Source organism: Prochlorococcus sp. MIT 1306 (assembly GCF_047304515.1).
Taxonomy (GTDB): Bacteria; Cyanobacteriota; Cyanobacteriia; order PCC-6307; family Cyanobiaceae; genus Prochlorococcus; species Prochlorococcus marinus_D.
Genome location: NZ_CP138959.1, coordinates 2,080,285 through 2,105,600, shown reverse-complemented (window position 1 = coordinate 2,105,600; position 25,316 = coordinate 2,080,285). Strand labels below are relative to the sequence as shown.

Here is a 25,316-nt window from a genome sequence, read left to right as displayed (position 1 = left end):
ATTGATTGTGTTGAACTACTGGGAATAAATTAAACTGCGTGTTGCTTTAGTAGAAGGTTGATAACCATAGCCGTAAGTCCCCCCTCGCTCGTCATTAATAATACGAGGCGTAACCATGATCACAAGCTCATTCTTCCGCCTCGATCCACGCGAAGACCTGAAGAACTGACCAATTAAAGGTATATCTCCCAAAATCGGCCATTTTGTGACTATCTCCGTATCCGAATCGCTGATCACACCAGTAAGAATTAACGTTTGACCATCACGAACGCGAACGGCACCCGTTTCTAAGCGCCTTGAGTTAACAGTTCGAACGTCCCCACATTGACCTCCAGTGCTGATTGGCTGGCCCACAACAGCTGAAAGATCAGGTTCAATCGTAAATGTAACGAAGCCATTGTCATCAATCTTGCTAACCATGGCACCCAAAGTTAAACCGGCATTATCAAAACCAGCCTCACAATAAGCATTGCCATTGTCGTCTTGGACTATTTTGTATGATGTAATAATTTTATCGCCAATTGTCACCTGGGCCTCATTCGCTTTTGAGCGTCCAATCTCTCCAGAAATAGATTCGGGGCTCTCCGAGAGTATCAATGTTGGCGAGGCCATAACCTTCGTATTCGACGAAATAATTTGAGCCCTTAGGAAGTCATAAAAAGCTTGATCCTGGTAATTAGAAGCTGGATTTGGAGTCTTTGTTCTTGCGGCAGGAGTTGTTGAAGATACCGCTGTACCTACATCATAAATAATTGGCCCTCTGCCTCCATTAGTAGCGATTGAACCATCAGGATTGAACTGCATTCCCTCTGCCTTTACAGCCTTTCCTTCATCATCAGTCTCAATGATTCCTGTAGAAAAACCTTGAGAATCAACAAGATACATTAAGCCATAGTCAATAGCCTGAGTTTTAGTAGTACTAATTCCACTTTCAGTCTCCAATGGTGCAGAGCTAAAGGTCTCTTTATTGGCAGGTATATTACTCCCAAATGCTGCCAATAATTCGCCATTATCGTTGACAATTAAATTATCGCCAAACCGCATCGAAAAGCTATTATCCATTTCGCTATTATTGTCTAAATTAACATCTAAAATCTTCACTGATAACGCCACTTGCCTAGAGCGCAGATCGATCTGCTTGAGATAGCTCTCCGCCACAGCAACCAATTGAGAATCCCCTACCAATGTGATTGTTTGCAGGCGTGAATCAGTTGTACCTGTAAGACCCCTGAGAGGGCCAGCTGATGCTCCGTAGGTTTCAATACTCGTCGTCTTAGAAGAAGTTTGTGAAACCTGATTGCTGAGCTGAGATGTGCCTGCGGATGATGCCTTGCCAGCTGTAATGCTGACGATATTCACCTTACTGATCGCAGCTCCGAGGCTGGCCAAGTAGTCAGCTGCAGAAGCAGCACTTGCTTGATTCAACCGATACACCTTCGAAACCTTAGGCCCAAATGTTTTGCTCGCAACGGCACTGCCAACAAGCAACGTGCGGCCATCAAGCTTGCCCTGTAACCCTGATGCCAACAGCACCCCATTGAGGGCACGGGCATAGCTCTCATTTTGAAACGCCATCGACACCTTCTTATTAACACCATTGACTGGCGCATCTGCTGATGTGCCCACTCCAGTCGTGTTTTCACTTTCTGAATCATCCCCTACAAAAATGAATCCATAGCCTCCCAATCGAGCAAGAGACATCAAGGCATCTTTCGCAGGAGCATTGTTCAAGGTCAGAGTCACTGAAGGACCACTCACCTGCACAAAACTGCGGTTACTCAGCACCATGGTGCCCACGGCCATATCTCCTAGTGGAGGCGCTACAGCACGTTGTCGCAAAGGCGGTACATAAGACGCCTGAGGCACCCGCCCTGGCGTGCGCAGATCCAATCGTCCACTTTGCGTAGCCTGAGCCGTCAATCCAGGAAAGCTAAGGATCAAATTGCGGCCGTCGGCACTAACCAATGGTTCCAGTAACGGCCTGCCGGCCACACCTTCAACATTTAATTGATAGCTCTCGCCTGATCCTGCAAGGCTCACAGATTGCAGCCCCAGTTGCGGCATCGACACTTGCTGTGGACCGCGGCGCAGTCCAGGCTTGCCCTGGGTGGTCAATCGACCTTCCCAGTTCTGACCAGTCTGTCGCTGCTGCACAACGGGCTGCGGGCCCACACCTTCAATGATGATTTCAACGCTGTCCTGAGAGCGTCGCAACTTCAGCTCCATCGTCCCCTGCTTCTGTGCCTTCACCGGAGCTGGCAGCATCAAGCCACCGCTGATAGACGCGCCATACAAACCAAGAGCTGCAAGCAAAGGAACCAGTCGCTGGGAACGAGACATACGGCGACCCAGGGTGGATCTGGCACACAATCTTCACGGATGGTATCGATCGATTTCCTTGCCAGCCAGGGCGCTTCAGGCTTCAGGAGGGAATCCTTCCTCAGAATCAAGAATCCTTCGCTTGCCTTGCTTGGCAGGAACGGATGTTTTGTCATAGAAGGTTAGTTTCAGCTTGAGCTGCGTGAGTGCTGGTCCTGTTACGACGTCATCTTCTGGCCCCTGCTTAGGGTCGAGTGCTGTGAGCTCAAGATCACTGGGTTGGACCACGAGCTGCAAAGCTTCTATTCCTCTAAGAAAGCCCTGCAGGGCGATAAAAGGTCCACGGGCCTGAAGGAGCACGGCTGTTTTCTCGTAACCACGTCCTGCCAGTGGGTTTTCAGGGCTGATCTCCTCGCCATCTGGGTTCGACTTCGTTCCCGGAGGCTCTTGGCTGTTAGCTGCCGATGGTGACGGGGCGACTAACACAGGTTCATAGAGCTCCAGAACCACCCCTGCCGCCATGGCTTCGCGGCTCAACTGAGCCAAAAAGGTTTGAATTTTGTTCTTACCTGCCACCAGATTCAGCAACACATCCTGCTGTTGTTGAACCTTTGCTAACTGTTCAGTGGCTGTCTTCAACTGGCCAGGCAGCAAGGGTAATGAGGCCTCTTGGTTGAGCAGTTGTTCCAGACGTTGCTGCTGGTCTTTCAGGCGAACCAAGCTAGGCGATACAACCGTGAAGACCAACGAGCAAGCCACCATGCCGCCTACCACGAGCGGCACTCCCACCAAGACACGCTCACGTGTGAGTTTGCGTTGCCAGCTCGGCCGCTCTTGGCTGAGATTGGTCATGGTGCGACCCCCTGCTCCTCAAGCAGCCGATAGCGCTCTACCAAGCCGCTTGCACCCAACTCACTCAACTCCTTTAGAGAAGGCTTCGCCTTGGGATCCAAAGTCACATCGATGCTGAATTGCACGAATTCCTCGTCCTCACCAGCCCCCTCCCTCACCACTTTCAAAACCTTCACCCCATCAGGTTTCACCATCGGCAGTGCTGCAAGTTGCAGAACCAATGCATTGATGCGTTCAAAGGGCCCCGGAGAACCACCGCCCAAGGATTGACCGACAATTTTGATCTGCTGAGTTCTTACCGCAACCTCCTTTAGCTGTATGCCTTGAGGCGTCAGCCGACGCAATTGTTCCATCAGTGCAGAGCTGGCTCGAACCGCGACCAACTGTTCAGCGATCTGGGTGTTTTCCTTACGTATGACAGCTGTACGTGCCTTTAGCTGCTGCAGTTGCCTCTGATCCAGCCGCAATTGTTGCTCTAGTGGCTGCAAGCGATCAAGCTCAACCTGTTGCTGACTTTCTTGCCAGGCCAACCAAGCGGCCACTGCCACTACAGCGAGCACCAGCAGACCACCGAGCCCCAGGCCTTTGCCAAGCAAGGATCGCACCTGAGGCACAAGAGCAGGCTGAGCGTTCAGACCCAACTCCTGGCGACGTTCCTGCAGCAGATTCAACTCAGCCCTAGTCAATTGAGCCATCAGCATTGCTCCCAGGCGCCAGCTAGGGCTAAACAAGCCAAAGCTGCGCAGTCACCCTGCCAGAAATCAGGCTCTGGCCCTTCAAGGGCGGGTTGCTCTTCACCAACCACCCAAAGCTTTTGCTTGCTTAGGCACTCACCTTGACCTTGAGACTCCAACGCTAAACAAAGTTGCTGTTGATCAACAGCAGCGGCTGTAACCCACCATGCCAAAGGGGGCGACGCCCCTTCGCTGCGTAAACGCCAAGCCTGCAACACTTCATCAAGTTCCTGCAAAAGATCCTGCTTCAGATCGCCACCATCAAAAGAAGCCGAAAGAGCATGGTCGAGCTCAGGCAAACCGCTGCGTAAGAGCACTAAACGCCAGTGCCCATGATGCTTCAACAACCAAGCCAGATCACCTTCAAAGTGTTGGCTGGCCACACGTACAGCTCGCCAGGCAGCTGTCAGCATCCACTCAAGGCTCACTAGCTGTAGATCCGCCGCCTCGACGACATCAATCCAGGCATGCACCATCAACCGATCAGTCGCAACGGCTAAAGACAGCGGCGTTGGCGGCGACAAAGATCTAGCAAGCTGCACTGATGAAACAGCTAAATAAGACTCCGATAAGGACAATGGCCAATTCAGCTCAGGGTTTAGTTCTCGCAGGGCCTTTATCTGATCCACCTCTGGTTCTCCATCGGGCCAGCAGAGCAAGCGCCATTGACAGGCCTGCATCGGCAACAACATCTCCAGCTGGCCTCCGAGAAGACCGATATCCAGAAGTAGGTCCCCTAACAACTCACCCAAAGCTTGACGCAGGGTCGGCATGCCTGCACGACAAAGGCCCTGAGGCAGGGGTACATGTCGAAGAGTCAATCTCTCCCCCTGTTTCCAGAGCATCACGAGAGCAGACTCATCAACAACAAGCAGCACCCGTTGTTTCAAAAGCCACCGCTCCGCCATGGCCTGCAACTGTTCCAGCTGCGGAAAACGTTCGCGTAGACCAGCCAACACCAAGGAAAGGCAACCCCGCTCTGGACGAAGGGTATCGGCTACTGCCAGGGCACGCCGCTCCCTACAGCCTCAGACACATGCCGGAAGCCATGGCGGTCAAGCTGGCCGATCAGCCCATCCAAAATATTCGGCACCAAATCTGGACCCTTAAAGATCCAACCGGTGTAAAGCTGCACAAGTGAAGCTCCGGCACTGATTCGCTCCCATGCAGCCTCTGGCGAGTCGATGCCTCCCACGCCGATCAATGGCAACGCCGGACCTGCAGTGGCCCGCAGCCGACGCAGCACCTCCAAGGCCCGTTGACGCAGAGGCGCTCCACTGAGCCCACCAGCTTCCTCCGCCAGGCTGCGACCCGTTTTGGGAAGGACCCGCCCGTCGAGGCCGAACCGGTCGAGGCTGGTATTGACAGCAATGACACCTGCTAAACCCTCCTCATAAGCCAAGCGAGCCAGGCCATCAATGGCATCATCCTCGAGATCCGGAGCTATCTTCACCAGTAGTGGCGGGCATCCTTGCAATCGTCGCAATCGCTCCACCAGACGCCTTAACTGGCTGGCATCCTGGAGATCACGCAAGCCGGGTGTATTAGGCGAGCTGACATTGATCACGGCGTAATCCGCCAATGGTGCCAGTAACTCAAGCGATAAGGCGTAGTCGTCTGGGGCCTGCTCCAATGGCGTGATCCTGGATTTGCCCAAGTTGAGACCCAGCACAGCTGGACGCTGGCCAGGTGAAGGCAAAGCCTGTTTCTCCAAAGTGCGACGCATCACCTCAGCACCGTTGTTGTTGAAACCCATCCGGTTCAAAGCGGCCTGCTCAGCAGCAAGGCGAAAGAGTCGGGGCCGAGGGTTACCGGTCTGCCCATGCCAAGTCACAGTGCCGAGTTCGGCGAATCCAAATCCAAAGCGATCCCAGATACTGGCCGCCACTCCGTTTTTGTCAAAGCCAGCTGCCAGTCCAACAGGATTACGAAACCGGCAGCCGAACAACACTTGCTCAAGCCGCAAATCATGGCGTTGCAAATCCAACGCTATAGCTGCCAAGACAGCTGATACGCCTGGCCAATCTCTACGTAGGGACGTCTGGCTAAGGGCACTCAATGCTGCTTGAGTCAACTGTTCCGGATCTAAGCCCTGATCATTCGCGAGTATTGGTCCCAGCCAACGGCGATACAACCCACCGGTGGAGTACACCTTTGCAGGTGATGGCTCAGCCATCCTGGGCCTCCTCAGATCTGATCCGATCCTGCCGCGCAGCGGCGCAACCGCCAGTGGTTTTCCCCCATAGGCTCCAATAGCCAATCGCGCCAACGCCAGGGGGCAGTCTTACTCGCAAGCTGCTCGATTGGTTGCTCCACCAACTGGGCCAACTCAACCAGGCTGAGGCCATAGCCACGCACAGCGAAACGATCAGCCAGCTCCAGTCTTGTGAGCAGCCGCTGCAAATCAGAAGGGGCACAATCTTCGCCATCTCCAGCTTCTTTGATTGGCTCAACAAGACCGAGTGCAATAGAGGCTGACCCCTGTCCAGACATCAACGCTGCAGCACCACCTCCTTTGGAAAAGCTCACTGCGATTTGGTCAACCCTTTCATTGTCTGGGTCACCGCTGTGACCTTTCACATAAGCCAGGGGCACATCATCCAAGCGCGCACGGTCTAGAGCTCGCCAGAGATCCTGATTCAGCACAGGCTTGCCAGCCGCCGTACGCCAACCCTTACGTTTCCATCCCGCCATCCATTTGCTTAAACCATCAATTAAATATTTGCTGTCGGTACGGATCTTTAAATCGGGGTGACAAGGAAGCTCTTTGAGCTGCTCCAGCACATGAAGGGCCGCCTGAAGTTCCATGCGGTTGTTGGTCGTGGCCGGCGCATGGCCTCCGAACTCCTCCACGCTCCCATCCTCAAAGCGCAGCAGTGCCCCCCAGCCCCCAGGGCCAGGATTTCCACTACAAGCCCCATCAGTGGCAGCAGCCACAACCCGTCCACGACCATCAGCCATTTGAGAAGTCTGTTGTTGTTTGGTACAACACGGTTCGCTTGGTCCTTAGTAATTAGACCCTATGTCGCGAACCTCCCCCGAGCTCCTCATGGCATTGAGAAAGCCAGGCAACAGGCTGTTGGTTTTAGGTCTTGGTTTATTCACTTTGCTGACGACCTTGCCAGCAATCTCCAAAACGATTTTCAATAGTCAGCCTCTCAACCAAGAACGCTTGGTCGTGTTGGCTCAGGCAGTGGGAGGAAATCGCTGGAAACTGCTCGTACTCGAACAAATCAAGCCTCTGCCACTTTGCTGGCAAAACCGTCCAGACGGATTGGTCAACCCAACCCTTAATAACTTCAACTTTGCAGGAATCTGCAATCGTTACTTAGACAGCAATGGCTATTCCTTGCGAAGTAGCGGCGAAGACGTGGCTCACAGCTTTCGGCTGCGAATCAAACAAAGCCGAGACTATCTGGAACTAAAAGCCCTCGATCCTGCGCGGTCGGTTCCAATTACCGTTGCCAGCGCAATACTTCCTCAACGCAATCGTGATGCGTTTGTGAAATTAAACTTGGAACCAGGTTGGAAGCTGGAGCGTCGCATATACCAAGGACGCAAACTCAGCCACGTCTACTTTGCTCATCCAGATCCTGTGAACCTCTTAATTGCCAAAGCATCAGCTCATCAAGGACCTTCCGTCTTCAATCAACTAGGAGCTCCAAAGGCCCCACTCCCTCCCCCAATTTCAATAGCTAACAACAGCGTCATGCATGGCAAGGGTCCCATTCGACTCCTTGTGATTCCTTATCGTCCGTGACGCAGGCCACTGCAGAGAGGACAGTTGAATTAGCGCCCCTTAATACTAGTAACTCTATAGATTGCCTTATATCATTAATATTGTGAGGGGTGCGAATCAACAGTTCAGGGTCGAAACAAGGAAAGACTCCTGAATCTGTCCCACCTAAAAATCCCTGCCTTTGGCGGGGATTTTTTTGCATATTGGCTACGCAAAAAAACACCGGCCCCGAAGGACCGGTTAAGAGTTAAAAAAACGGATGCATAGCAACCAAACTGAAGGCCGCTATCCGCTGGCAATCACTTGAGGCTGACCTTACCGCCAACCTCTTCGATGGCCTTTTTGAGAGCCTCAGCATCATTCTTAGCAATGCCTTCCTTGATGGTCTTAGGAGCTGCTTCGACCATGGCTTTAGCGTCGCCCAAGCCGAGGCCGGTGGCTTCACGAACAGCCTTAAGGACCTTGATCTTGGCTGAAGCGTCGAAACTCTCAAGCACAACATCAAATTCGGTTTGCTCTTCGGCAGCTTCAGCAGCGCCACCAGCAGCAGCGCCACCAGCAGCAGCCATCACAACGCCTGCAGAAGGAGCGGCAGAGACGCCAAAAGCATCCTCAATCTGCTTAACCAGCTCAGAAGCCTCAAGCAAAGAAAGGGTTTTTAGTGAGTCAAGAATGTCGTCGGTTTTTTTAGACATGGTTTGGATTAAGCAACAGATCAGGGAGAAACAGTCGAATCGAAGACGTTCAGCTCTCGCCACTCTCGGCGTGTTGATGAAGCGCCCGGGCAAGGCCGGAAGGAACCTCGTTGATACCCACAGCAACCTTGGTAGCCAAGGCATTGAGGGAACCTGCGATCTGCGCCATCAGAACCTCCTTGGTCGGAAGATCACCAATAGCCTTGATCTCACCCTGTGAGAGGAGCTTGCCTTCGAAAAGACCACCCTTCGTCTCGGATTTTTTAGTGTCCTTCTGAAAAGCCTGTACGGCCTTAACAGCACCACCAACATCGCCCTTGATCAGAACGAAGGCGTTGGTACCAGTCAGTAAGGATTCGAGATTCGACCAGGCACCATTCCCATTAATGGCGTGGCGCATCAAGGTGTTTTTGGTCACCTTGCACACCCCGTTGCTGGCCTGCAAACGCGTGCGCAGATCAGACATTTCCTTAATGGAGAGGCCCTGATAATCCAGGACCAGTGCCATTTCGGCCTCGCCGAGAAGCCCCTTGAGCTCTTCGACAATCTGTTGCTTGCTCTCCAGAGTGCGGCCCATAGGAATTGGATCGGATCGGGTGAACAAGCTGGACACGCACTCGCCAAGTGCTCAAAAAAGAGCAGAGGCCGCGTGTCGATCCAATCCCTACAGGGAAAAACCTTCGCATCTACCTCGACAGGACTTAAACAACCTCAAATGATGCATGAAGCATCAGTGCAAGATGGCAACCTGTTGTCTTGGGTCGGGCGCGTGCCCGTTGGCTTTCGCCAAGGTGCAACCCTACAGCAACAAGGTCAAGCGTCCTCTTCGATGTCCTGAAGAGCAGTTACGTCCACTTCCACTGAAGGACCCATGGTGGAGGTGATGTACAGACTCTTCCAATAGCGACCCTTGGCACCACTTGGCTTATTGCGATCGATGGTCTCCTGCAAGGTCTTCAGATTCTCGAGCAGGGCATCTGCGGAAAAACTTGCCTTGCCGAAACGCACATGCACGATGCCAGCACGATCAGCCCTGAATTCCAGCTTGCCGGCCTTGAACTCCTTGATCGCCGCCGCTAAATCCGTGGTTACTGTTCCAGCCTTAGGGTTTGGCATCAGGCCACGGGGACCGAGCACTCTGCCCAGTTTGGCCACCTTGGGCATCATGTCAGGGGTAGCGATCAAAAGATCGAAATCCATCTGGCCTTTGCCGATGCTTTCCACCAAATCATCATCCCCAGCCAACTCAGCCCCAGCTGTCTTTGCCTCAGCTAATTTCTCACCCCTGGTGATCACAGCGATGCGCACGCTCTGACCCGTACCTTGAGGCAGAGCAACAGTGGTTCGCAACTGTTGATCGGTGTATTTGGGATCAATCCCAAGGCGCACGTGGGCTTCGATGGTTTCGTCGAACTTTGCTGTGGCGTTCTCTTTGACGAGCTGAATGGCCTCAATAGGCTGATAAACACGGTCTTCAACTTTGGCGAGAAGACCAGTAATACGTTTAGACAGTTTTGGCATGGTAGATGTGGGGTGCAGGCGACACAACGTGTCTCCCCCGAAAATGGTGAATAGATGAATCTTGAAGATGGACGCTACATCAGTGTCAGTCGCTGATGGAAACGCCCATGTTTCGAGCAGTACCTTCAATGATGCGCATGGCCGACTCAATACTGGTGCAATTGAGATCAGGCAGCTTGGTCTTGGCGATCTCTTCAAGCTGAGAACGGCTTAGGGAGCCGACCTTGCCATGGGCGGACTCACCAGAACCTTTTTCGATCCCGGCAGCCTTCGTGATCAGCACTGATGCTGGGGGAGTCTTGGTAATGAATGTGAAACTACGGTCTTCAAAAACCGAGATCTCTACCGGAATCACTAATCCGGCCTTGTCCTGCGTGCGAGCGTTGTACTCCTTGCAAAACGCCATGATGTTGACTCCATGCTGGCCAAGGGCAGGACCCACAGGCGGAGCAGGATTAGCTTTGCCAGCCTGAAGGGCCAGCTTGATCACAGATACAACTTTCTTGGCCATGGACGAGCGGGATTGAACGATTGCGGATGACCTGGCCCTTGGGACAAGTGCGGCAAGATGGTGACCCACCTCTTTGGCCGCCCTCCGCAGGGAGACGGCCGCCGTTAGCTCAATTCTGTTTATTGATTTGAGAAAACTCGAGTTCCACAGGTGTTTCTCTGCCAAAGATTGAGAGAAGAGCTTTCAGCTTGCTGCGCTCTCCAGAGACTTCGATCACCTCCCCCTGGAAGTCCTTGAAAGGACCCGAGGTCACAAGGATCTGGTCGCCCTCCGCGAGATCGACCTTGACGAGTGTCTTTTTCTCAGCAGCACGTTTGAAGATGCGATCCACCTCCTGACGACTGAGCGGTCGGGGTTTGATGTGACCACGAGCTTTCCCTGTGGCGCGGCGGTCCTCAGCCCCCACGAAGTTGATCACGTTGGGGGTGCTGCGCACCGCCATCATTGTGTCTTCATCAAGAACCATTCGTACCAACACGTACCCCGGAAAGACTTTCTCCTCAGTGGACTGACGACTGCCATCCTTTTTCAATTTCACCGCTGGGGTCTGGGGAATTTCAATCTCCAGAATCCTGTTGCTCACACCAAGGGTGACGGCCCGCTGCTCAAGAGTTGCCTTCACCTTCTTCTCACAGCTCGAGGCCACCTGAATGGCATACCAGCGGGCTACGGTTGTTCTGGCTGCAGGAGTTGGGGCCTTGGTACCCTCCTCTCCATCATTAGGAGCCGGCAGTTCCAGAACCTCAGATGGTTCTTGTGGTGTGAGCTCGAGTTCTGACACTTGCGCTGATAAGAAGCTAATGGTTTGGGAAAGACGGTTGAGGCAAGACAGCAAAACCGCCCTACACAATCAAACGAAAATCTGGGACGACGCCCAGCTATAAAACCGACTCACGGCAGCGATGAATGCAGCCGAGAGACTGACCATCAGGATCACGGCGATGGATTCGCTGAACAGCTGCTGGCGACTGGGCCATACCACCAGGCTCAACTCCTCATATGTTGCTGCAAGAAACCCACTCTGACGGGTCGGTTCTGCCTCAGGAGAATCGCTGGAGTCTGTGGTGTCCTCGGCAGGAGATTCGCTGGAGTCTGTGGTGTCCTCGGAAATAGGGCTGGTCACGGAGCTTAGGCCGGTGGCTATCGCCGGTGCTGAAGCACACGCCGGCAAACAAACACTTTACCGGATACCTGTTTCAATCCTCAGGAAGGAACTGAAATGGTTCGGAGGCCTGAGCACCGGGTATCACGCGCACGGCGCGGGCACCGCTGAAACGCTCTTCCAGCAATTCCGTGGCCAACGGGTTCTCAACCCGACGACGTAGTACACGCCGTAAAGGGCGAGCGCCATATTCCGGCTCATAACCTTGCAAAGCCAAAGCCTCAACAGCGTCTGCCTCCACACGCAATTCAAGACCTTGCTCAGCAAGCAGGCTGGAGAGATCGGCCAATTGCAGCTGCACAATTCGCTGAAGGTCATCAGCCTTGAGCGGCCGAAAACGTATTACCTCATCGATGCGATTCAAAAATTCAGGCCGAAATTGCTTATTGAGGGCCTGATCAACCTTTTGAGCCAGGCTCTGATCAAGACAATCCCCATCTGTCCCCTCCTGCTGCGCCAAGCGAGACGCATCAAGGATGGCGCGACTAGCCAAGTTGCTAGTCATCACAACCACGGTGTGACGGAAGTCCACGGTGCGGCCCTGCGAGTCAGTGAGACGGCCATCGTCCAGAACCTGCAGGAGCACATTGAACACATCAGGATGAGCCTTCTCAATTTCATCAAGAAGTAACACCGCATAAGGACGGCGACACACTGCTTCGGTGAGCTGTCCACCCTCCTCATAGCCGACATAGCCGGGAGGAGCCCCCAAAAGACGCGCCACGGCATTGCGTTCCATGAATTCACTCATATCGAGTCGCACCAGCGCCTCTTCCTCATCGAACAAGGAGGCCGCAAGCGCTTTTGCCAGTTCTGTCTTGCCCACGCCAGTGGGTCCAAGAAACAAAAACGAACCAACAGGACGGCGCGGATCCTTCATGCCCGCTCGAGCCCGACGAATCGCTGCCGCCACCGCCTGAACCGCTTCGGGCTGACCAATCACCCGCTCGCCTAGATGGGCTTCAAGATCTAGCAACTTTTGCCGTTCAGCCGCCAGCAACCGCTGAACAGGAATGCCAGTCCAGCGTGCAACGACATCGGCAATGTCTTCAGCCTCCACTTGCTCGCGTAGGAGCGCCGAACCAGATGCCTGGGCAACAGCCAACGTTTCTTCAAGGTCGGCCCGCCGTTGCTGAACCCTATGCAATTGGTCGTATTGAAGACGTGCAGCCGCCTCTAGATCACCGAGTCGCTCTGCTTCAGCAATGGCATTGCGGAGATCCTCGTCTTGTTGCAACAAATCCCGCAACTCGGCCAGATGATCCCGTTCGATCTGCCAGCGCTCTCGTAAATCTGTGAGCTGAGACGCCGCAGCAATTCGAGCAGCCTGTAACTGCACCCGTTCAACCTCCGGTGCCTGCTCAGCCGCCAGCAAAGCAAGCTCGACACGACGCAGCTCTGCCTCCGCCTCTTCAACCACCTGAGGCTTCGAGGTGACATCCATCTTGAGCTGGGCTGCAGCCTCATCGATGAGATCGATGGCCTTATCAGGTAAGCAGCGGTCACTGATGTAGCGATCAGCCAAGCGATTTGCAGCAGTCACCGCACCATCGGTGATCGTGACGCCGTGGTGAAGTTCGTAGCGCTCTTTCAGGCCTCGCAAGATTTCAACGCTCAATTCAAGACTCGGCTCCTTGATTAAAACCTGCTGAAAACGCCGATTGAGTGCCTGATCCTTCTCCACTGTGCGGCGATAGTTCTCAGGGGTCGTGGCCCCAATACAGCGGAGGTCTCCCCTTGCTAAAGCCGGCTTGAGCAAACTTCCAGCATCCGCACTGGAACGATCGCTGCTCACCACCGTGTGCAGTTCATCGATGAACAACACCACACCTGCATCTGGATCGCTCACCTCTTTCAACACAGACCGAAGCCGTTCCTCAAATTGACCACGAAACTTGGCCCCAGCAATCAGTGCACCAAGATCAAGGGAGATCAAGCGCAAACCCTTCAGGGAATCAGGAACCTCCCCAGCAACAATGCGTTGAGCCAACAGCTCGGCGATGGCCGTTTTACCAACACCAGGAGCTCCAATCAACACCGGATTGTTCTTGCCGCGACGGGATAAAACCTTGATCAAACGGCGAATCTCTGGATCTCTACCGATCACAGGATCTAGCTGTCCTGCCTGAGCTGCAGCGGTAAGGTCACGACCATAGGCCTCAAGAGCCTGAGGTTCTTGCTGGAGTTGCAATGGAGTTGGCTCACCAGCAGCGATGGCAGGCTCTTGGATAATCGGCGGGGTAGGAGAGGAGACAGGTCTCGTTTGTGAGGCCACCGCTGCAGGTGGCGCAGTATCGGGCGCAGGAGGAGAAGGCGGCGTTGATGTACGCAACTGGCGCCTGCCTTTGGGCAAGCGTCTCAACTCCGCTTCCAGGCGTTCACTGGGCAGTCCTACCTCTTCAAATAGCTCGGCTCCAATGCGCGGATCGCGCCCCAATGCAATCAGCAAATGAGACACATCAATCAGCCGAGATCCCCAGCGAACTCTGGAACGGTCTGCTTCTTCAAGGAGGTCTTCAAGGTCATCACCGATGAACAACTCATCACCTCGGGCCATAGGCTGCTCGGCCAAAAAACCTTCCAAGCGATCCAGCAGCGCAGTTGAATCAATGGGCAGAGCCAACACCCAATCGCTGTAACGCCGATCATTGAAAAGCACCTGGATCAAGTGCTCCACATCCAGCTGACCATGTCGCCAACGGCGGGCGACATCCTGACCGACAAGCAACAAATCCCAAGCTTCATCACTGAATCGATCAGGATCACTTGTGAGACTTCCCTGGGCGGAAGCGGCTTGGCTGGTCTCAGGATGCATAGGGTTCAGCTCGCGGCCTCACGAGAGGCCAGTTGAATCAGCTCCACCTTGTAGCCATCGGGATCTTCCACAAAGGCAATCACGGTGCTGCCATGTTGCATAGGCCCGGGTTCTCGCACCACACGACCCCCTCGCTTTGAGATGGCCAAGCAGGTGGATTGAATATCCTCCACGCCCAAGGCGATATGGCCATAGCCCTTTCCCAACTCGTAGTGATCTTGGTCCCAGTTGTGTGTGAGCTCCAGCACAGTGGTGTCACTCTCCTCGCCATAACCGACAAACGCCAAGGTGAAGCGACCTGAGGGGTAGTCCTTTCGCCGCAACAGCTGCATGCCTAGAACCTCGGTGTAGAAGCGCAGAGAACGATCCAAATCCCCCACCCTCAGCATCGTGTGCAACATCCGCATCTCGAGCGATCCTGACCTTTAAGACTCAGTTCATTCTGCGTCGTTCTACGACTGACAACAGCCTCAGCATCAGTAAAAGGGCTAGGCGGTGCACAGTCCGCGGGATGGCAAACCATAGGATCCACGCAACTTCAATTCGTCACAGGTGATCGATTCCCTCGACCTCGTCATTGACACCATCGTGGCCAGAGAGGTTCTGGACTCCCGCGGCAACCCCACAGTTGAAGCAGAAGTGTTGCTCGAAGCAGGTGCCATCGGTCGGGCCATCGTGCCCAGCGGAGCAAGCACCGGTGCCCATGAAGCGCATGAATTAAGAGATGGCGACAGCCGCTACATGGGCAAAGGGGTGACTAAGGCTGTGAACCATATCGAGGATCGGATTGCCCCAGCGCTCTGTGGGATCTCCTCCCTAGATCAGGCCAGTGTTGATGGCACCATGCAAGAGCTTGATGGCAGCGACAACAAATCAAGCCTGGGCGCAAACGCGATCCTGGCCGTGAGCATGGCCACTGCCCGCGCGGCCGCCAATGGCTTGGGTTTGCCCCTCTACCGCTACTTGGGTGGCCCCATGGCCTCATTGCTGCCCGTACCGCTGATGAATGTGATCAACGGTGGTGCGCATGCTGCTAACAATCTCGATTTTCAGGAATTCATGCTGGTGCCCCATGGAGCAAGCACATTCCGAGAATCGCTTCGCATGGGCGCAGAAGTATTCCATACACTCAAGGGCCTGCTCAGTGCTCAGGGGCTCTCAACGGCAGTTGGAGATGAAGGCGGCTTTGCGCCCAACCTGACCAACAATGATGCAGCAGGAGATCTGCTCATTCAAGCAATCGAAAAAGCAGGCTATTCGCCTGGTAAGGATATTTCCTTGGCACTAGATGTAGCCAGCACAGAGTTCTATAAAGACGGCTGCTATGCCTTCGGGGGCGGGAGTTACACCAGCACCGAAATGGTCAATCAGCTCGAAAAACTTGTTGATCGCTACCCAATCATTTCGATCGAAGATGGACTAGCAGAAGATGATTGGCAAGGTTGGGCTCTACTCACAAAAAAATTGGGGAAGCGTATCCAACTGATAGGTGACGATATTTTTGTAACTAGTACTAAGCGCCTACAACAGGGAATTGATCAAAACGTAGCCAATTCCATCTTGATTAAAGTGAATCAGATCGGCTCGCTAACCGAAACGCTTCAGGCCATTGATCTTGCTGGGCGCTCTGGTTACACCAGCGTGATCAGCCACCGCAGCGGCGAAACAGAAGACACCACAATTGCAGACCTTGCCGTTGCTACCCGTGCTGGGCAGATCAAAACGGGCTCCCTAAGTCGCAGTGAACGGGTAGCGAAATACAACCAACTGCTGCGAATCGAAGACGAACTCGGTAGTCAAGCCCTCTATGCCGGTGCCACAGGACAAGGGCCACGGGGCCGAAGCTAAGCACAGGCCTCAAAGGGTTGGACGGGGATCACTTTGGAATCGCTTCAGCGACTCTGACTCGACACATGATCCATGCGCGACTCACGTCCCATCTTGATCTGCAATCTGAACCAACCGAAGCCCACCGGGAGAGCCGCGACCAATGGCAAGACAGCCCAAATCGGCCGACTACTTGCCCCCAAAAGAGCAGCTGCAATGCCTAGAGAGCCCAATAAAACCGATTGACCAAGGGCCTTCTGAACGCTGATCATGCGCCGCAACTGTCGATCGGATTCACCCATCCGGATCTGCAATTGCAGATCTCCTTGTTCAAGTCGTTCAAGGCTTTCGTCCAGACGCCTTGGCAAGGCTGCAGCCCGGCTGCCAATAGCACCGACCTGACGGCCGAGTTCATTGAGCAGATCGTTGGGACCAGAACCGCTTGAAGTCATCAGTGGCAGTAAATATGGCTTGGCTATAGCCATCAAACTAAAGCCTGAGTCGAGGCTTCGCCCCACACCTTCAAAGGTGGAGAGAGCACGCATTACAAAAATCAGCTCAACTGGCAGCCGAAAGGGTTGGCCATAAACCAACTCGTAGAGATCTCCGGAAAGTTTCTCGATCACATTGGCGCTGAAGGGGGGTGTCAAAGCGTCTTGAAACATCACTCGCACCAACCGCCGCACAGGCCCAACGTCGATGCCATAAGCAATCAAACCCGCAGCCTGCAACTCCTCAACCAGGGTTGCCGCATCTCTAGCCGCCGCCGCACGAATCATCGAACCGAGCCGACGCCGCAAAGAATCGGAGAGCAGCCCCATCATGCCGAAGTCGTAGTAAATGAGAGCTCCATCAGGGGCCACGGCAAGGTTGCCTGGATGGGGATCGGCATGAAAAAAACCGAATCGCACGAGCTGCTGCAGATAACTGGCGGCTCCAAGCTCCGCTACGGCCGAGGGATCAATTCCTGCCTTCAATAAAGCCTCACGATCATTCACCTTGATGCCTGGCAAATAATCGAGACAAAGAACACGCCGGGTGCTGAGCTCCCAGACCACTGCAGGCACGCGAATACGAGAATCATCAAGAAACTGTTGACGAAACCGAGCTGCGTACTGAGCCTCCACACGAAAGTCGAGCTCCCTTAACAAGACCCGACGGCATTCCTGAGCAATCGCCACCCAGTCGCGTCCACGTCCCCATTTGGGGTGACGTTGCAGTACAGCAGCGACCTGCTGCATGATTTGCAAATCCAGGCGAAACAATCGCTCCAGGCGGGGCCGTTGAATCTTCAGGACAACTTGCCGACCGCTGCGCAGACTGGCGCGATGAACCTGAGCTAGGGAGGCGGCTGCAAGGGGCTGATCATCAAGATCAATGATCTCTGCACAGCGGTCCCCCAATTCCTGCTCCAGCAGAATTTGAGCTTGCTCAAAACTAAATGCAGGGACCTTGTCCTGAAGATCAGCCAGTTCAGATACCCATTGAACTGGCAAAACATCAGGACGTGCCGAGAGCAACTGGCCAAGCTTGATAAAAGCGGAACCAAGTTGGAGCAATTCTGTAGTGAGCCAACGAGCTCGAATTGTTTGGCGGGCCTGCCGCCGCTCACTGGTACAACCACCTGGATAAGTCCATTGACGGGCATCCCACCAAACAAAGATGATTAACGTCAAAACTGCACGCCAAATACGCAGCGCACGCAGCCCACGCCGAATCGCTACCAGCAGGGACGGACAAGCCATTACTGGTTGATCTCAACCTGACGATTGAGGTCTGCCACCTTTGCCCTAAGACGATCGATCTGATCCTGAACCTGATCTTGATTAGAAACTGGCGATGAGGTGGCCTTTGTCTCACCGACCTCGCCAGATTCCTGCTCCAGACGATCGGCCTCTGCAATCACCTCTTGCTGAAAAAGATCCCATTCCTTGCTAACGCGCTCTGGAGCATCCTGCGCAAGCAATGCCAGGCCAGCAGCAGCGTCAGCAAGCCCATGACCCAATCGTGCTGCTAAGCGGTTCAAGGTCGCTCTGAGTAGGGAATCAGGAGAACTCATGACCACAGCACGGATGTCTGAAACTGTGGCAGATCCAACTCGCAATCAAAGCACTGAAGGATCGTTGGGAGGCCTTGTCAAAGTATGAGATGGGTCGCTTGCAAATGGGGTGATCACTTTCAAGGGCTTTTAGGGATAGTTCCTCCTAAGAAAGTCTGATACTGGCGAGTGCGGCCGTTGAGGGGAGTCTCTCCTGCGAAGGAAATCTGATGCTGGTGTGCTGGAAGGCTTGGGCTTTGGAGCTACTGGCTGAGGCGGCGTTGGCCTGCCAAGAGAGTCTGATGCTGGTGTTCTTGCAGGCTTGGGCTTTGGAGCTACTGGTTGAGCAGGTCTTGTTCCCTGAGGGTTGATTGGTGCAGGCAGTTCTGGAGCAGCCAGAGCGGGGTCAGCCAGACCGGGGTCTGCCGAGTCGGCTTCTGTGGCTTGGCGAATCGCTTGAAGCTCCTGTTCACGGCGAAGAGCAGCGGCAGCAGCCAACTTCTCTGCTTGCTGCTTTGCCTGCTTCTCAGCCTGTTCTTTGGTCTTACGTTTGGCTGTAATTTTGGCTTCCTTGGCAGCGACATCCGCCTGTAGATCTGCATTGCTGCCACCATGCCGACGACGCAGTCCTTCTAGGCGCTCTCCTGGAAATGGCAAAGGAGTCGGTCCAAAAGACTGTTGCTGAGGCTGCTGCGTGTTCCCACGCAGAATCATGATCCTCTGGGTCATGCCATAGCCCAGGGCAAAACACCCACCCACCAACAAAGGTCCAAGCCAAAAGCGTGGGCGCTTGCGGTTCTTCTGCTCAGTTGGTGATGGTTTGGCCACGTGATCAAGCATATCCAGTCGTCTTGATCAGCTTTAAAGTTCAAACAAGGGCAAAACAATCCCTGAGGCCAATCAGTCCTCGCTCGATCAAGACTGATCAATCATCCATACTTAGATGGGTCAAAGTAGATGCAAGCACAAAAGATTGACACTAGAAGCTTTGCAGAATTTATAGACGTAGAGCCAGATGATCTAAGTGTTGTTAAAAGCTTCCAACTGCTGTTTTCCCACTAATTGCGATCTTAGGTTTATAGACAGAAAGGTAAATTAGCGCGCGATCCTAACCATTCATGACATGGCCTTGTCGATAGCCTGAGATAGAAAGTAAACAACTAGAAGCTTGATACGTGTGCAAAAGACGACTGACTAGTTTGGATGGCTGCATCACCATCAGCTTCAGCAAGCACACGCAAATTCGTGGTTCAAAAAAGAAATGAGATATTTCATGGCTGCCAAGTCAATGAACTTGAAAAATCCGTTGCTGCATGGCAAGAGACTATGAGATAGAAATCACTGGAGCATCGGGGAGCTCCAGTGTATTTGAACCAAGCTCAGCATACATTTCCTTTGAAATGGTGATCAATGTCCATTAGTCGTACAAACACTGTTGGCAATATGGCCAATCCATACGCATTGACGAATTGATAAGTAAATGAACTCGTGATGATCATGCATTCTCCTCTCAATCACTCTGAAAATATTGCGCCCGGTGGTATTGACGAAAGCAGGATTCAAGAGAGATTTAAGTTGGCTTTATTGGCATATAATTTCCACTTTATAGGATTGCCTTTGCGTTGATGTATGCACTTATGCAATAACAATATTGCGAAATAAATTGCTTAATTTACTACGCGGCATAATAGAAAAAACTGAAAGCAAGCAATGGGCATCTAGCCATAGTTGCCAATCATTATTGGCGTTATCGTTTTAGCAAGGGTCCATACAGGCAAAATTTTTGATTATAGAAAAGCTTCTAACAATTCAATCCTAAGCAAAAAGTTGACACCTAAGATAAGAACTTGGAAACATGAAACCTGATGGTCTCTTCGATACGCAGACAACAAATAACTACAACACTACTCAATCAGCTCAGGAAGTTTTCCAGACTTGCGCGCAGCTGTACAGGTCACTGAATTGATATTACTATATTCTGGGGGCGCAAGATATCGAGATGTAATAGCACAAAGTTGCCAACCAGTGTAAGGTTTTCGTTGCCCCGTAAGGTCTTCTGAAAAACCATTCGCCTTACACCAAGTTGAAGTAGGGAATTGATAAGCACCAACTTTATCTTCACAGGCAACATTAGCTTGACTGAAAAAGTAAGTATTTCCATTGTCACCATTGATTTTGATGCCGACGTCTTGTTGTGATTGAGCCTGAGCACTACTGGGGCCAGAGAATAGAAATGAAAGTAGAGTGGTCATTAAAATTGGGAGCCTTGATAATGATCTCAATTGCCTTGCGCTTAATTGATTATATAATAACAGTCTCTAACACGAAAAGCTAAGTTTTTAATTTAATTGGCTCTGTTCTTAAATACTATTCTCTTGATGGTCAATTGAATCATCACCTATGAGCTAGCTTGAAAAACAAGTCGATAGACTTTAGGATTATTGATATGATATTTGAAAGTTATCAATCGAGCCAATGAGTACTTTGGAGACCAACTGGCTTCTGCCCTCAAGAAAGAAAGATTAGAGACAGTTTTCTTGATAGAAAATATCGTAAGCTCGCAGATTATTTTCTATAAAAAAATAGGTCGTTATGAATTCAATCAAAGTGGGGGGGGGGATGACTCAATCAATATGTTGTCAATAGCTGCATACTTTGAATCCGAGGTTATGGAAATAATGTCCAAAACTTATAGAAATACAAACAGTAGTGTGGTCATGCTCATCTAAATAAGCTGAAACGCTTGACCTCCAAAAAAAAGGGAGGTATTCCCCCTCAAGCGTAAGGTCCCTTATGACATATTTTGAGGGAGTGCAACAAGTGAGTCACTGAAATGACCTTTGCAGTCAAAGCTAGCTAAGGGAGCTCTATTTTTAATGCCAAATCAATTATGTGGACCACTAGGCGCTTTAACAGCTAGAGATTGGAAAGGACAAAGTCTTGAAATTTATCTCTCAATGAATCAAACTCTTTACGAGTTTGATCATTGATTAGGCCCACATGGCCATTTTCTATGGCAGTGTGGGTTTCATTCAATGCTTTTAGCATGTAATAAATTTCTGATTGGGATTCAAAAGTAAATTTCATGGTAAAAGATATTAATATTGTTAAAGTATCGCCGAGAAATCGTATAGGGCAATCTGTATAAACACTCATAAATTTAAATAGTGCACATGTATATCGAGGGGATTGGCAGGGCGTAAACGTGAAGGGAAAATAAAAATGGTTAGGGAGGTTAAGGGAAACATCAAGAAACTGTCTCGCGCAAAAGATTACAGATGGATCTTTACTGGGCAAGCTGAATTAGTATTAACCTTATTCAAGGTGGCCTTACCTAACAGGTAATATGATTACCAGTTTATAATTGAAATGATCGAAAATAAGCCTCTACCATACTGTTAAGAATCAAGATATAGACTCAGGTCTTGACTTGTCTCTATAATAGTGATGATATGCTTCCAAGCCTATATGGGCCATCCTATTGCATTAATCATTGCTATTGCCCTGTTGTGCACTCTCTGGCGACTGTTATATTTCTCAGATGCTGCCAGAAACTAGAGCTGAGAGAAAGAGATCTAGGTATCATAAAGGCAACCCAAAAAATTAGTCGGTATTTCTAATACTTAGCAGACCAGCCCTGATTTCATTCATTAAAAGAGATTAATATTTTACGAACACCCACTAGATATCTTGAGCCCGCTCAATCGAGTTTCAAATCTTCTTGAAACTAGAGTGTATTCTCCTGCTGAAGTTCTCTGACTATGAAGAAGTACTTTTTATGACTTGCCAGGAGAATGCTAATCTTGCTGGGTCACTTTGGTCACCTAAATAAACAAAGGGATCACTAGCCAAAGAATATCTTAGCGTTGATGCTATCAGTAACTTGTACTGTCTATTGAGTAAACGCTCTGTATGAGATCTTCTAGAGGGATTAATTCTGCAAAGAATAAGCTCTGCAAAAATAGTGCTGTATCAGATTAAGCAGCCAAGAGGGAATCACCCTCAAAGGATATAAAAAGACTATCGTTCCAATACCTAGGATAAGATGCCGAATGAAATGGCATACTGACATGATTTTTATGCGATAGTGATTTTATGGAATTTAGCTATGCTCATTCCCAAATACCTTAAGAGCCCAATAGGTTGAGAAAAGGAACTACTCTTGACTATCCATCGTAAATATGTAGTACAAAAACCATCCCACACCCACTAGCAATATTATGACAGCGCCTATTATGTCCCAAGGAATGGCATCCATAATCTACTTTTCAATCCTCACAGTAATAGCTTAGTAGCAACTATACTAGCTTAAGCACAAGCTTAAATGGAACAATGAAAAAGTACGCCTGCAAGGTTTGCACCTATGTCTATGACCCAAGGGTTGGTGACCCAACAAATGGGATTCCACCAGGTACGAGCTTTGCTGATTTGCCCAGAGATTGGAAATGTCCACAATGTAAAGTAGGAAAAGGAAAATTTAAACCATGTAATTGATTCTGCGATCTCACATTAACCAAGTTTTTACTTCAAAAGTAGATGCTGGGATGAAATCACCAAAGCCTTGAATATGCTAACAACACTCAAATAGATCTTAAAGTAAAAAACTTGGCTATTTTCAATAGCCAAGTAGCCTATAGCTACAGATGATGACTGTTAAGGCTTATTGGCTTGTCGGCATCAACTTGTAGAAGGCATTACTTAGGCCAGAGTTCTCTGCCAGTGCTTGGGAGCAGATCAAAAAAACGGAATTAATTTTGTCGGCAAGCCTTAATGGCAGCTTACCAGATTGCATAATTGAATATGAAATATCAAAGACTTGTTAGGGCGAGATGTGTTGAACAAAGCCTCAATTAGCTGCAGGCCTGTCTTCTTTTAATTCATTGCAATCCTGATCATTGCTGTAGGTAATAAAATCATTACCTTAGAATCTATCAAGCTAAGTATTGACTGAGGTATTGAGAATGCATTTTGTTCAGTATCTATTATGCGTGGCACTGCTCATTCGGCTAGACAGCTTTGGATATAATGATATTAAACGATTAAGTAATTGAGGTGATTGCTGATCGTCTGTATGGATGAGTGCCTACAGATGAAAGCCACACGCTGAGATTAAAACTTGCGAAGCATCTTCTTAATGGCCGTGTATTAAATATGAGGGAGCGCAGGAATAGGTAAGTTTGCTTATTAGTGTTCTCATGGCTTTTTAAACGGAGATTTTGAATCTCTAATTAGGACAACACCTATCAGATGGCTTGATACAGCCAATAAGTCGATAAAGCAAAAACTCGATTGATTTTAATCTCCTCTTGACTAGCCAATATAATGATATTGATAGTCAATGAAGCCCTATGCTTAATCTGTTCAGTGATTCTCCACTTTTAGCCTCATGTCAGGCGTCATTAGTGCTCATTTTTGGAGTTATTATGCTCCTTAATGCACGTCGAAGCCGTCCTAACCTTCAATGGCATCCAGAATATCGTCAGTTATTAACCAAAGCCTATGATAACTCACCCTATGCAAAAGGAAATAAACTATAAAATAAAAGCTTAGCCTCTGTGATTGATAGATATGGATCATGCCATGTTCATTCGATTCCGGCATGCCTTGCTTGCAACATATGAGATTGAGAGGAAAATTCTTCTTTGCCAAGAAATCTAATGGTTTTGCTTTGCTCCAGCCACACATCAATTGCTTGGAGTCGTTTGAATCCTATCTATTGTTGATAGATGCGAGCCTTTTTTACAGCAGAGATCTGTTCGATTTTAGATCTTCACCCAAGCGACTAATTGGATTATCATCATTCAGGTTTGGCGCCGGATAGAGGGTGGTGCAATTGAACGCAAAATCACCACCAGCTTTCTGAACAATGTCTGCAATCTGGAGGAAGACCTCCTGTTGAATATCTAGCCAGTCTTTCCAAACAGTTGTTTTAGTAAAGCAATACACCATCATGTTGATAGAGGAGCTATCCCATTCGTTGAAATTAACTAAGATGCTCTGTTTTTGATCTATGTCTGGATGGTTTAACAGCAGACTACGAACATTATTGGTAATCGCTTCGATACGGGGCAGATCTTCGTAGCGAAGACTAATGCTGGCCTTGATTCTTCTATTATACATTCGTCCAGGATTCTCGATCGGAGTAGTCGCAAAGATCGAATTTGGGATATAGAGTGGTCGACGATCAAAGGTACGAATGCGGGTGTGATACCAGCCAATTTTCTCAACTGTTCCATCATCAAAGCTCGAGACGCTAATCCAGTCACCTTCTGAGAATGGACGAGTAAAAAAGAGCATGAACCCTGCAAGGAAATTCTGAGATATCTGCTGTGTCCCAAAGCCGAGGCCAATGCCTGCTCCACCAAGCAAAGCGCCTACTGCTGCGGTAGACACCCCAAAAGTCACCATCAGGGCCGCGATAGTTAAAACAATGACTCCAATGGTGAAAACTCGATCCAATAAGGTGGTCAACATGGCCTCATCTCTGGGATCTTCTACCTTCAGCCAGAGTTGAATGCGATTCGATTGCAGGAGCAGTGCCCGGCCGAGATTGATCGTGGCCCAGCCCAGAGCGATCACCACCAGAGCAGTTGAGACTGCTGAACTTTTAATAGGCAACAAGGCCTTAGCTTGCAGTTCCAAGAGGTGTAACAGCCAACCCAAGTAAAGAGCTGAACTAAATCCAAGCAATAAGGGCCTTCGGATGGATCTCGCTACCAGAGGGCCAATCCGCCTTCCGTACTTATCCAGAAGAACGAGTATCAACCAAAGAACAGCTAAGAAGACAGTTCCGACCAGGATCCCTTCTTGACTCTGAAAAAAATCGATCTTGTTGAGCAGTTCTTGTTGCGTATCGGGCATGCGGCTTGATCTGGTTTGAGCAAATCTTACTGAGGAAAGTTGAATCAGGGTAGAGATAAAACTGCCTTTATCACAGCAGACACAATTGATCAAGAGCAAGATAAGCCTCTCTCAAGAAAATGGTCTGATCCAGAAGTGGTCTGATCAAGAAGTGGTGTGTCTACCAGTTGATTTACAAGAAATAGATGCATTGTCTCTCAGTGAATCAGACGATGCCATCTTCCAGAACATTGCAAACATGT

22 protein-coding genes are annotated in these 25,316 nt (G+C 50.6%); 3 read left to right on the top strand and 19 right to left on the bottom strand.

Annotation, left to right across the window (positions count from 1 at the left end; genetic code table 11):
• Positions 1-15: 15 nt before the first annotated feature.
• The 6 genes from SIB74_RS10590 to rnhA form a co-directional block, all read right to left on the bottom strand.
• The gene (locus SIB74_RS10590; RefSeq protein WP_063396660.1) at positions 16-2,340 is read right to left on the bottom strand and encodes a type II secretion system protein GspD; all 2,325 of its coding nucleotides are present in this window, start codon (positions 2,338-2,340) and stop codon (positions 16-18) included.
• Between the two features lie 75 nt (positions 2,341-2,415).
• On the bottom strand, positions 2,416-3,171 hold the full coding sequence (locus SIB74_RS10585; protein WP_063396661.1) for a hypothetical protein: 756 nt from the start codon (positions 3,169-3,171) through the stop codon (positions 2,416-2,418).
• Entirely contained in the window at positions 3,168-3,866 is a 699-nt protein-coding gene (locus tag SIB74_RS10580; RefSeq protein WP_063396965.1) for a PilN domain-containing protein, read from the bottom strand. The genes SIB74_RS10585 and SIB74_RS10580 overlap by 4 nt, the downstream gene beginning before the upstream one ends.
• Positions 3,866-4,864 (bottom strand): hypothetical protein, encoded by a 999-nt coding sequence (locus SIB74_RS10575; RefSeq protein WP_063396966.1) that lies wholly within the window; start codon positions 4,862-4,864, stop codon positions 3,866-3,868. The genes SIB74_RS10580 and SIB74_RS10575 overlap by 1 nt, the downstream gene beginning before the upstream one ends.
• A gap of 38 nt (positions 4,865-4,902) precedes the next feature.
• Positions 4,903-6,081, bottom strand: a complete 1,179-nt coding sequence (locus tag SIB74_RS10570) for a quinone-dependent dihydroorotate dehydrogenase (RefSeq protein WP_011827356.1) — start codon at positions 6,079-6,081, stop codon at positions 4,903-4,905.
• An 11-nt stretch (positions 6,082-6,092) separates the two neighbouring features.
• Positions 6,093-6,866, bottom strand: coding sequence for a ribonuclease HI (gene rnhA, locus SIB74_RS10565; RefSeq protein WP_063396662.1), 774 nt, complete (start codon positions 6,864-6,866; stop codon positions 6,093-6,095).
• Positions 6,867-6,927: 61 nt separating this feature from the next.
• Between rnhA and SIB74_RS10560 the strand changes: the two genes are divergently transcribed.
• Positions 6,928-7,665, top strand: coding sequence for a DUF3747 domain-containing protein (locus SIB74_RS10560; protein WP_063396663.1), 738 nt, complete (start codon positions 6,928-6,930; stop codon positions 7,663-7,665).
• 278 nt (positions 7,666-7,943) lie between these two features.
• Here SIB74_RS10560 and rplL read toward each other — a convergent pair whose 3' ends face one another.
• The 8 genes from rplL to gloA all read right to left on the bottom strand — a co-directional run bounded on the left by rplL (position 7,944) and on the right by gloA (position 14,755).
• On the bottom strand, positions 7,944-8,339 hold the full coding sequence (rplL, locus tag SIB74_RS10555) for a 50S ribosomal protein L7/L12 (RefSeq protein WP_063396967.1): 396 nt from the start codon (positions 8,337-8,339) through the stop codon (positions 7,944-7,946).
• A gap of 49 nt (positions 8,340-8,388) precedes the next feature.
• Positions 8,389-8,916 carry a 50S ribosomal protein L10 gene (rplJ, locus tag SIB74_RS10550; protein ID WP_011131454.1) on the bottom strand — a complete coding sequence of 176 codons (528 nt, stop codon included), beginning with the start codon at positions 8,914-8,916 and terminating at the stop codon, positions 8,389-8,391.
• A gap of 236 nt (positions 8,917-9,152) precedes the next feature.
• The gene (rplA, locus tag SIB74_RS10545; protein ID WP_041374969.1) at positions 9,153-9,860 is read right to left on the bottom strand and encodes a 50S ribosomal protein L1; all 708 of its coding nucleotides are present in this window, start codon (positions 9,858-9,860) and stop codon (positions 9,153-9,155) included.
• A gap of 85 nt (positions 9,861-9,945) precedes the next feature.
• Positions 9,946-10,371: a 50S ribosomal protein L11 gene (gene rplK, locus SIB74_RS10540; protein WP_011131452.1), complete on the bottom strand. Its 426-nt coding sequence runs from the start codon at positions 10,369-10,371 to the stop codon at positions 9,946-9,948.
• Between the two features lie 109 nt (positions 10,372-10,480).
• Positions 10,481-11,152: a transcription termination/antitermination protein NusG gene (gene nusG / locus SIB74_RS10535; RefSeq protein ID WP_011131451.1), complete on the bottom strand. Its 672-nt coding sequence runs from the start codon at positions 11,150-11,152 to the stop codon at positions 10,481-10,483.
• A 69-nt stretch (positions 11,153-11,221) separates the two neighbouring features.
• Positions 11,222-11,494 carry a preprotein translocase subunit SecE gene (gene secE / locus SIB74_RS10530; protein WP_011131450.1) on the bottom strand — a complete coding sequence of 91 codons (273 nt, stop codon included), beginning with the start codon at positions 11,492-11,494 and terminating at the stop codon, positions 11,222-11,224.
• A gap of 73 nt (positions 11,495-11,567) precedes the next feature.
• Positions 11,568-14,348 carry an ATP-dependent Clp protease ATP-binding subunit gene (locus tag SIB74_RS10525; RefSeq protein ID WP_063396664.1) on the bottom strand — a complete coding sequence of 927 codons (2,781 nt, stop codon included), beginning with the start codon at positions 14,346-14,348 and terminating at the stop codon, positions 11,568-11,570.
• 5 nt (positions 14,349-14,353) lie between these two features.
• Positions 14,354-14,755 (bottom strand): lactoylglutathione lyase, encoded by a 402-nt coding sequence (gene gloA / locus SIB74_RS10520; protein WP_063396665.1) that lies wholly within the window; start codon positions 14,753-14,755, stop codon positions 14,354-14,356.
• A gap of 145 nt (positions 14,756-14,900) precedes the next feature.
• Between gloA and eno the strand changes: the two genes are divergently transcribed.
• Entirely contained in the window at positions 14,901-16,196 is a 1,296-nt protein-coding gene (gene eno, locus SIB74_RS10515; protein WP_063396666.1) for a phosphopyruvate hydratase, read from the top strand.
• Positions 16,197-16,240: 44 nt separating this feature from the next.
• Here the strand turns inward: eno and SIB74_RS10510 are convergent, their stop codons facing one another.
• From SIB74_RS10510 to SIB74_RS10495, 4 genes are all read right to left on the bottom strand, one after another.
• Positions 16,241-17,920 (bottom strand): ABC1 kinase family protein, encoded by a 1,680-nt coding sequence (locus tag SIB74_RS10510; RefSeq protein WP_063396667.1) that lies wholly within the window; start codon positions 17,918-17,920, stop codon positions 16,241-16,243.
• Positions 17,920-18,234: a hypothetical protein gene (locus SIB74_RS10505; RefSeq protein WP_063396668.1), complete on the bottom strand. Its 315-nt coding sequence runs from the start codon at positions 18,232-18,234 to the stop codon at positions 17,920-17,922. Before SIB74_RS10505 ends, SIB74_RS10510 begins: the two co-directional genes overlap by 1 nt.
• 129 nt (positions 18,235-18,363) lie before the next feature.
• On the bottom strand, positions 18,364-19,041 hold the full coding sequence (locus tag SIB74_RS10500) for a hypothetical protein (RefSeq protein WP_231906123.1): 678 nt from the start codon (positions 19,039-19,041) through the stop codon (positions 18,364-18,366).
• 1,076 nt (positions 19,042-20,117) lie between these two features.
• Positions 20,118-20,465, bottom strand: a complete 348-nt coding sequence (locus SIB74_RS10495; protein ID WP_231906124.1) for a hypothetical protein — start codon at positions 20,463-20,465, stop codon at positions 20,118-20,120.
• A 2,080-nt stretch (positions 20,466-22,545) separates the two neighbouring features.
• Between SIB74_RS10495 and SIB74_RS10490 the strand changes: the two genes are divergently transcribed.
• Complete coding sequence (locus SIB74_RS10490) at positions 22,546-22,707, top strand: rubredoxin (RefSeq protein ID WP_011827338.1); 162 nt, start codon at positions 22,546-22,548, stop codon at positions 22,705-22,707.
• Between the two features lie 1,245 nt (positions 22,708-23,952).
• Here the strand turns inward: SIB74_RS10490 and SIB74_RS10485 are convergent.
• On the bottom strand, positions 23,953-25,074 hold the full coding sequence (locus tag SIB74_RS10485) for a mechanosensitive ion channel family protein (RefSeq protein ID WP_063396968.1): 1,122 nt from the start codon (positions 25,072-25,074) through the stop codon (positions 23,953-23,955).
• Positions 25,075-25,316: the final 242 nt, after the last annotated feature.

What these genes read in the sequence shown, in the direction of transcription:
- SIB74_RS10590 (WP_063396660.1), bottom strand. Translation starts at nt 2,340, where the DNA reads ATGTCTCGTTCCCAGCGACTGGTTCCTTTGCTTGCAGCTCTTGGTTTG.
- SIB74_RS10585 (WP_063396661.1), bottom strand. Translation starts at nt 3,171, where the DNA reads ATGACCAATCTCAGCCAAGAGCGGCCGAGCTGGCAACGCAAACTCACA.
- SIB74_RS10580 (WP_063396965.1), bottom strand. Translation starts at nt 3,866, where the DNA reads ATGGCTCAATTGACTAGGGCTGAGTTGAATCTGCTGCAGGAACGTCGC.
- SIB74_RS10570 (WP_011827356.1), bottom strand. Translation starts at nt 6,081, where the DNA reads ATGGCTGAGCCATCACCTGCAAAGGTGTACTCCACCGGTGGGTTGTAT.
- rnhA (WP_063396662.1), bottom strand. Translation starts at nt 6,866, where the DNA reads ATGGCTGATGGTCGTGGACGGGTTGTGGCTGCTGCCACTGATGGGGCT.
- SIB74_RS10560 (WP_063396663.1), top strand. Translation starts at nt 6,928, where the DNA reads ATGTCGCGAACCTCCCCCGAGCTCCTCATGGCATTGAGAAAGCCAGGC.
- rplL (WP_063396967.1), bottom strand. Translation starts at nt 8,339, where the DNA reads ATGTCTAAAAAAACCGACGACATTCTTGACTCACTAAAAACCCTTTCT.
- rplJ (WP_011131454.1), bottom strand. Translation starts at nt 8,916, where the DNA reads ATGGGCCGCACTCTGGAGAGCAAGCAACAGATTGTCGAAGAGCTCAAG.
- rplA (WP_041374969.1), bottom strand. Translation starts at nt 9,860, where the DNA reads ATGCCAAAACTGTCTAAACGTATTACTGGTCTTCTCGCCAAAGTTGAA.
- rplK (WP_011131452.1), bottom strand. Translation starts at nt 10,371, where the DNA reads ATGGCCAAGAAAGTTGTATCTGTGATCAAGCTGGCCCTTCAGGCTGGC.
- SIB74_RS10525 (WP_063396664.1), bottom strand. Translation starts at nt 14,348, where the DNA reads ATGCATCCTGAGACCAGCCAAGCCGCTTCCGCCCAGGGAAGTCTCACA.
- gloA (WP_063396665.1), bottom strand. Translation starts at nt 14,755, where the DNA reads ATGCGGATGTTGCACACGATGCTGAGGGTGGGGGATTTGGATCGTTCT.
- SIB74_RS10510 (WP_063396667.1), bottom strand. Translation starts at nt 17,920, where the DNA reads ATGGCTTGTCCGTCCCTGCTGGTAGCGATTCGGCGTGGGCTGCGTGCG.
- SIB74_RS10505 (WP_063396668.1), bottom strand. Translation starts at nt 18,234, where the DNA reads ATGAGTTCTCCTGATTCCCTACTCAGAGCGACCTTGAACCGCTTAGCA.
- SIB74_RS10495 (WP_231906124.1), bottom strand. Translation starts at nt 20,465, where the DNA reads ATGACCACTCTACTTTCATTTCTATTCTCTGGCCCCAGTAGTGCTCAG.
- SIB74_RS10490 (WP_011827338.1), top strand. Translation starts at nt 22,546, where the DNA reads ATGAAAAAGTACGCCTGCAAGGTTTGCACCTATGTCTATGACCCAAGG.
- SIB74_RS10485 (WP_063396968.1), bottom strand. Translation starts at nt 25,074, where the DNA reads ATGCCCGATACGCAACAAGAACTGCTCAACAAGATCGATTTTTTTCAG.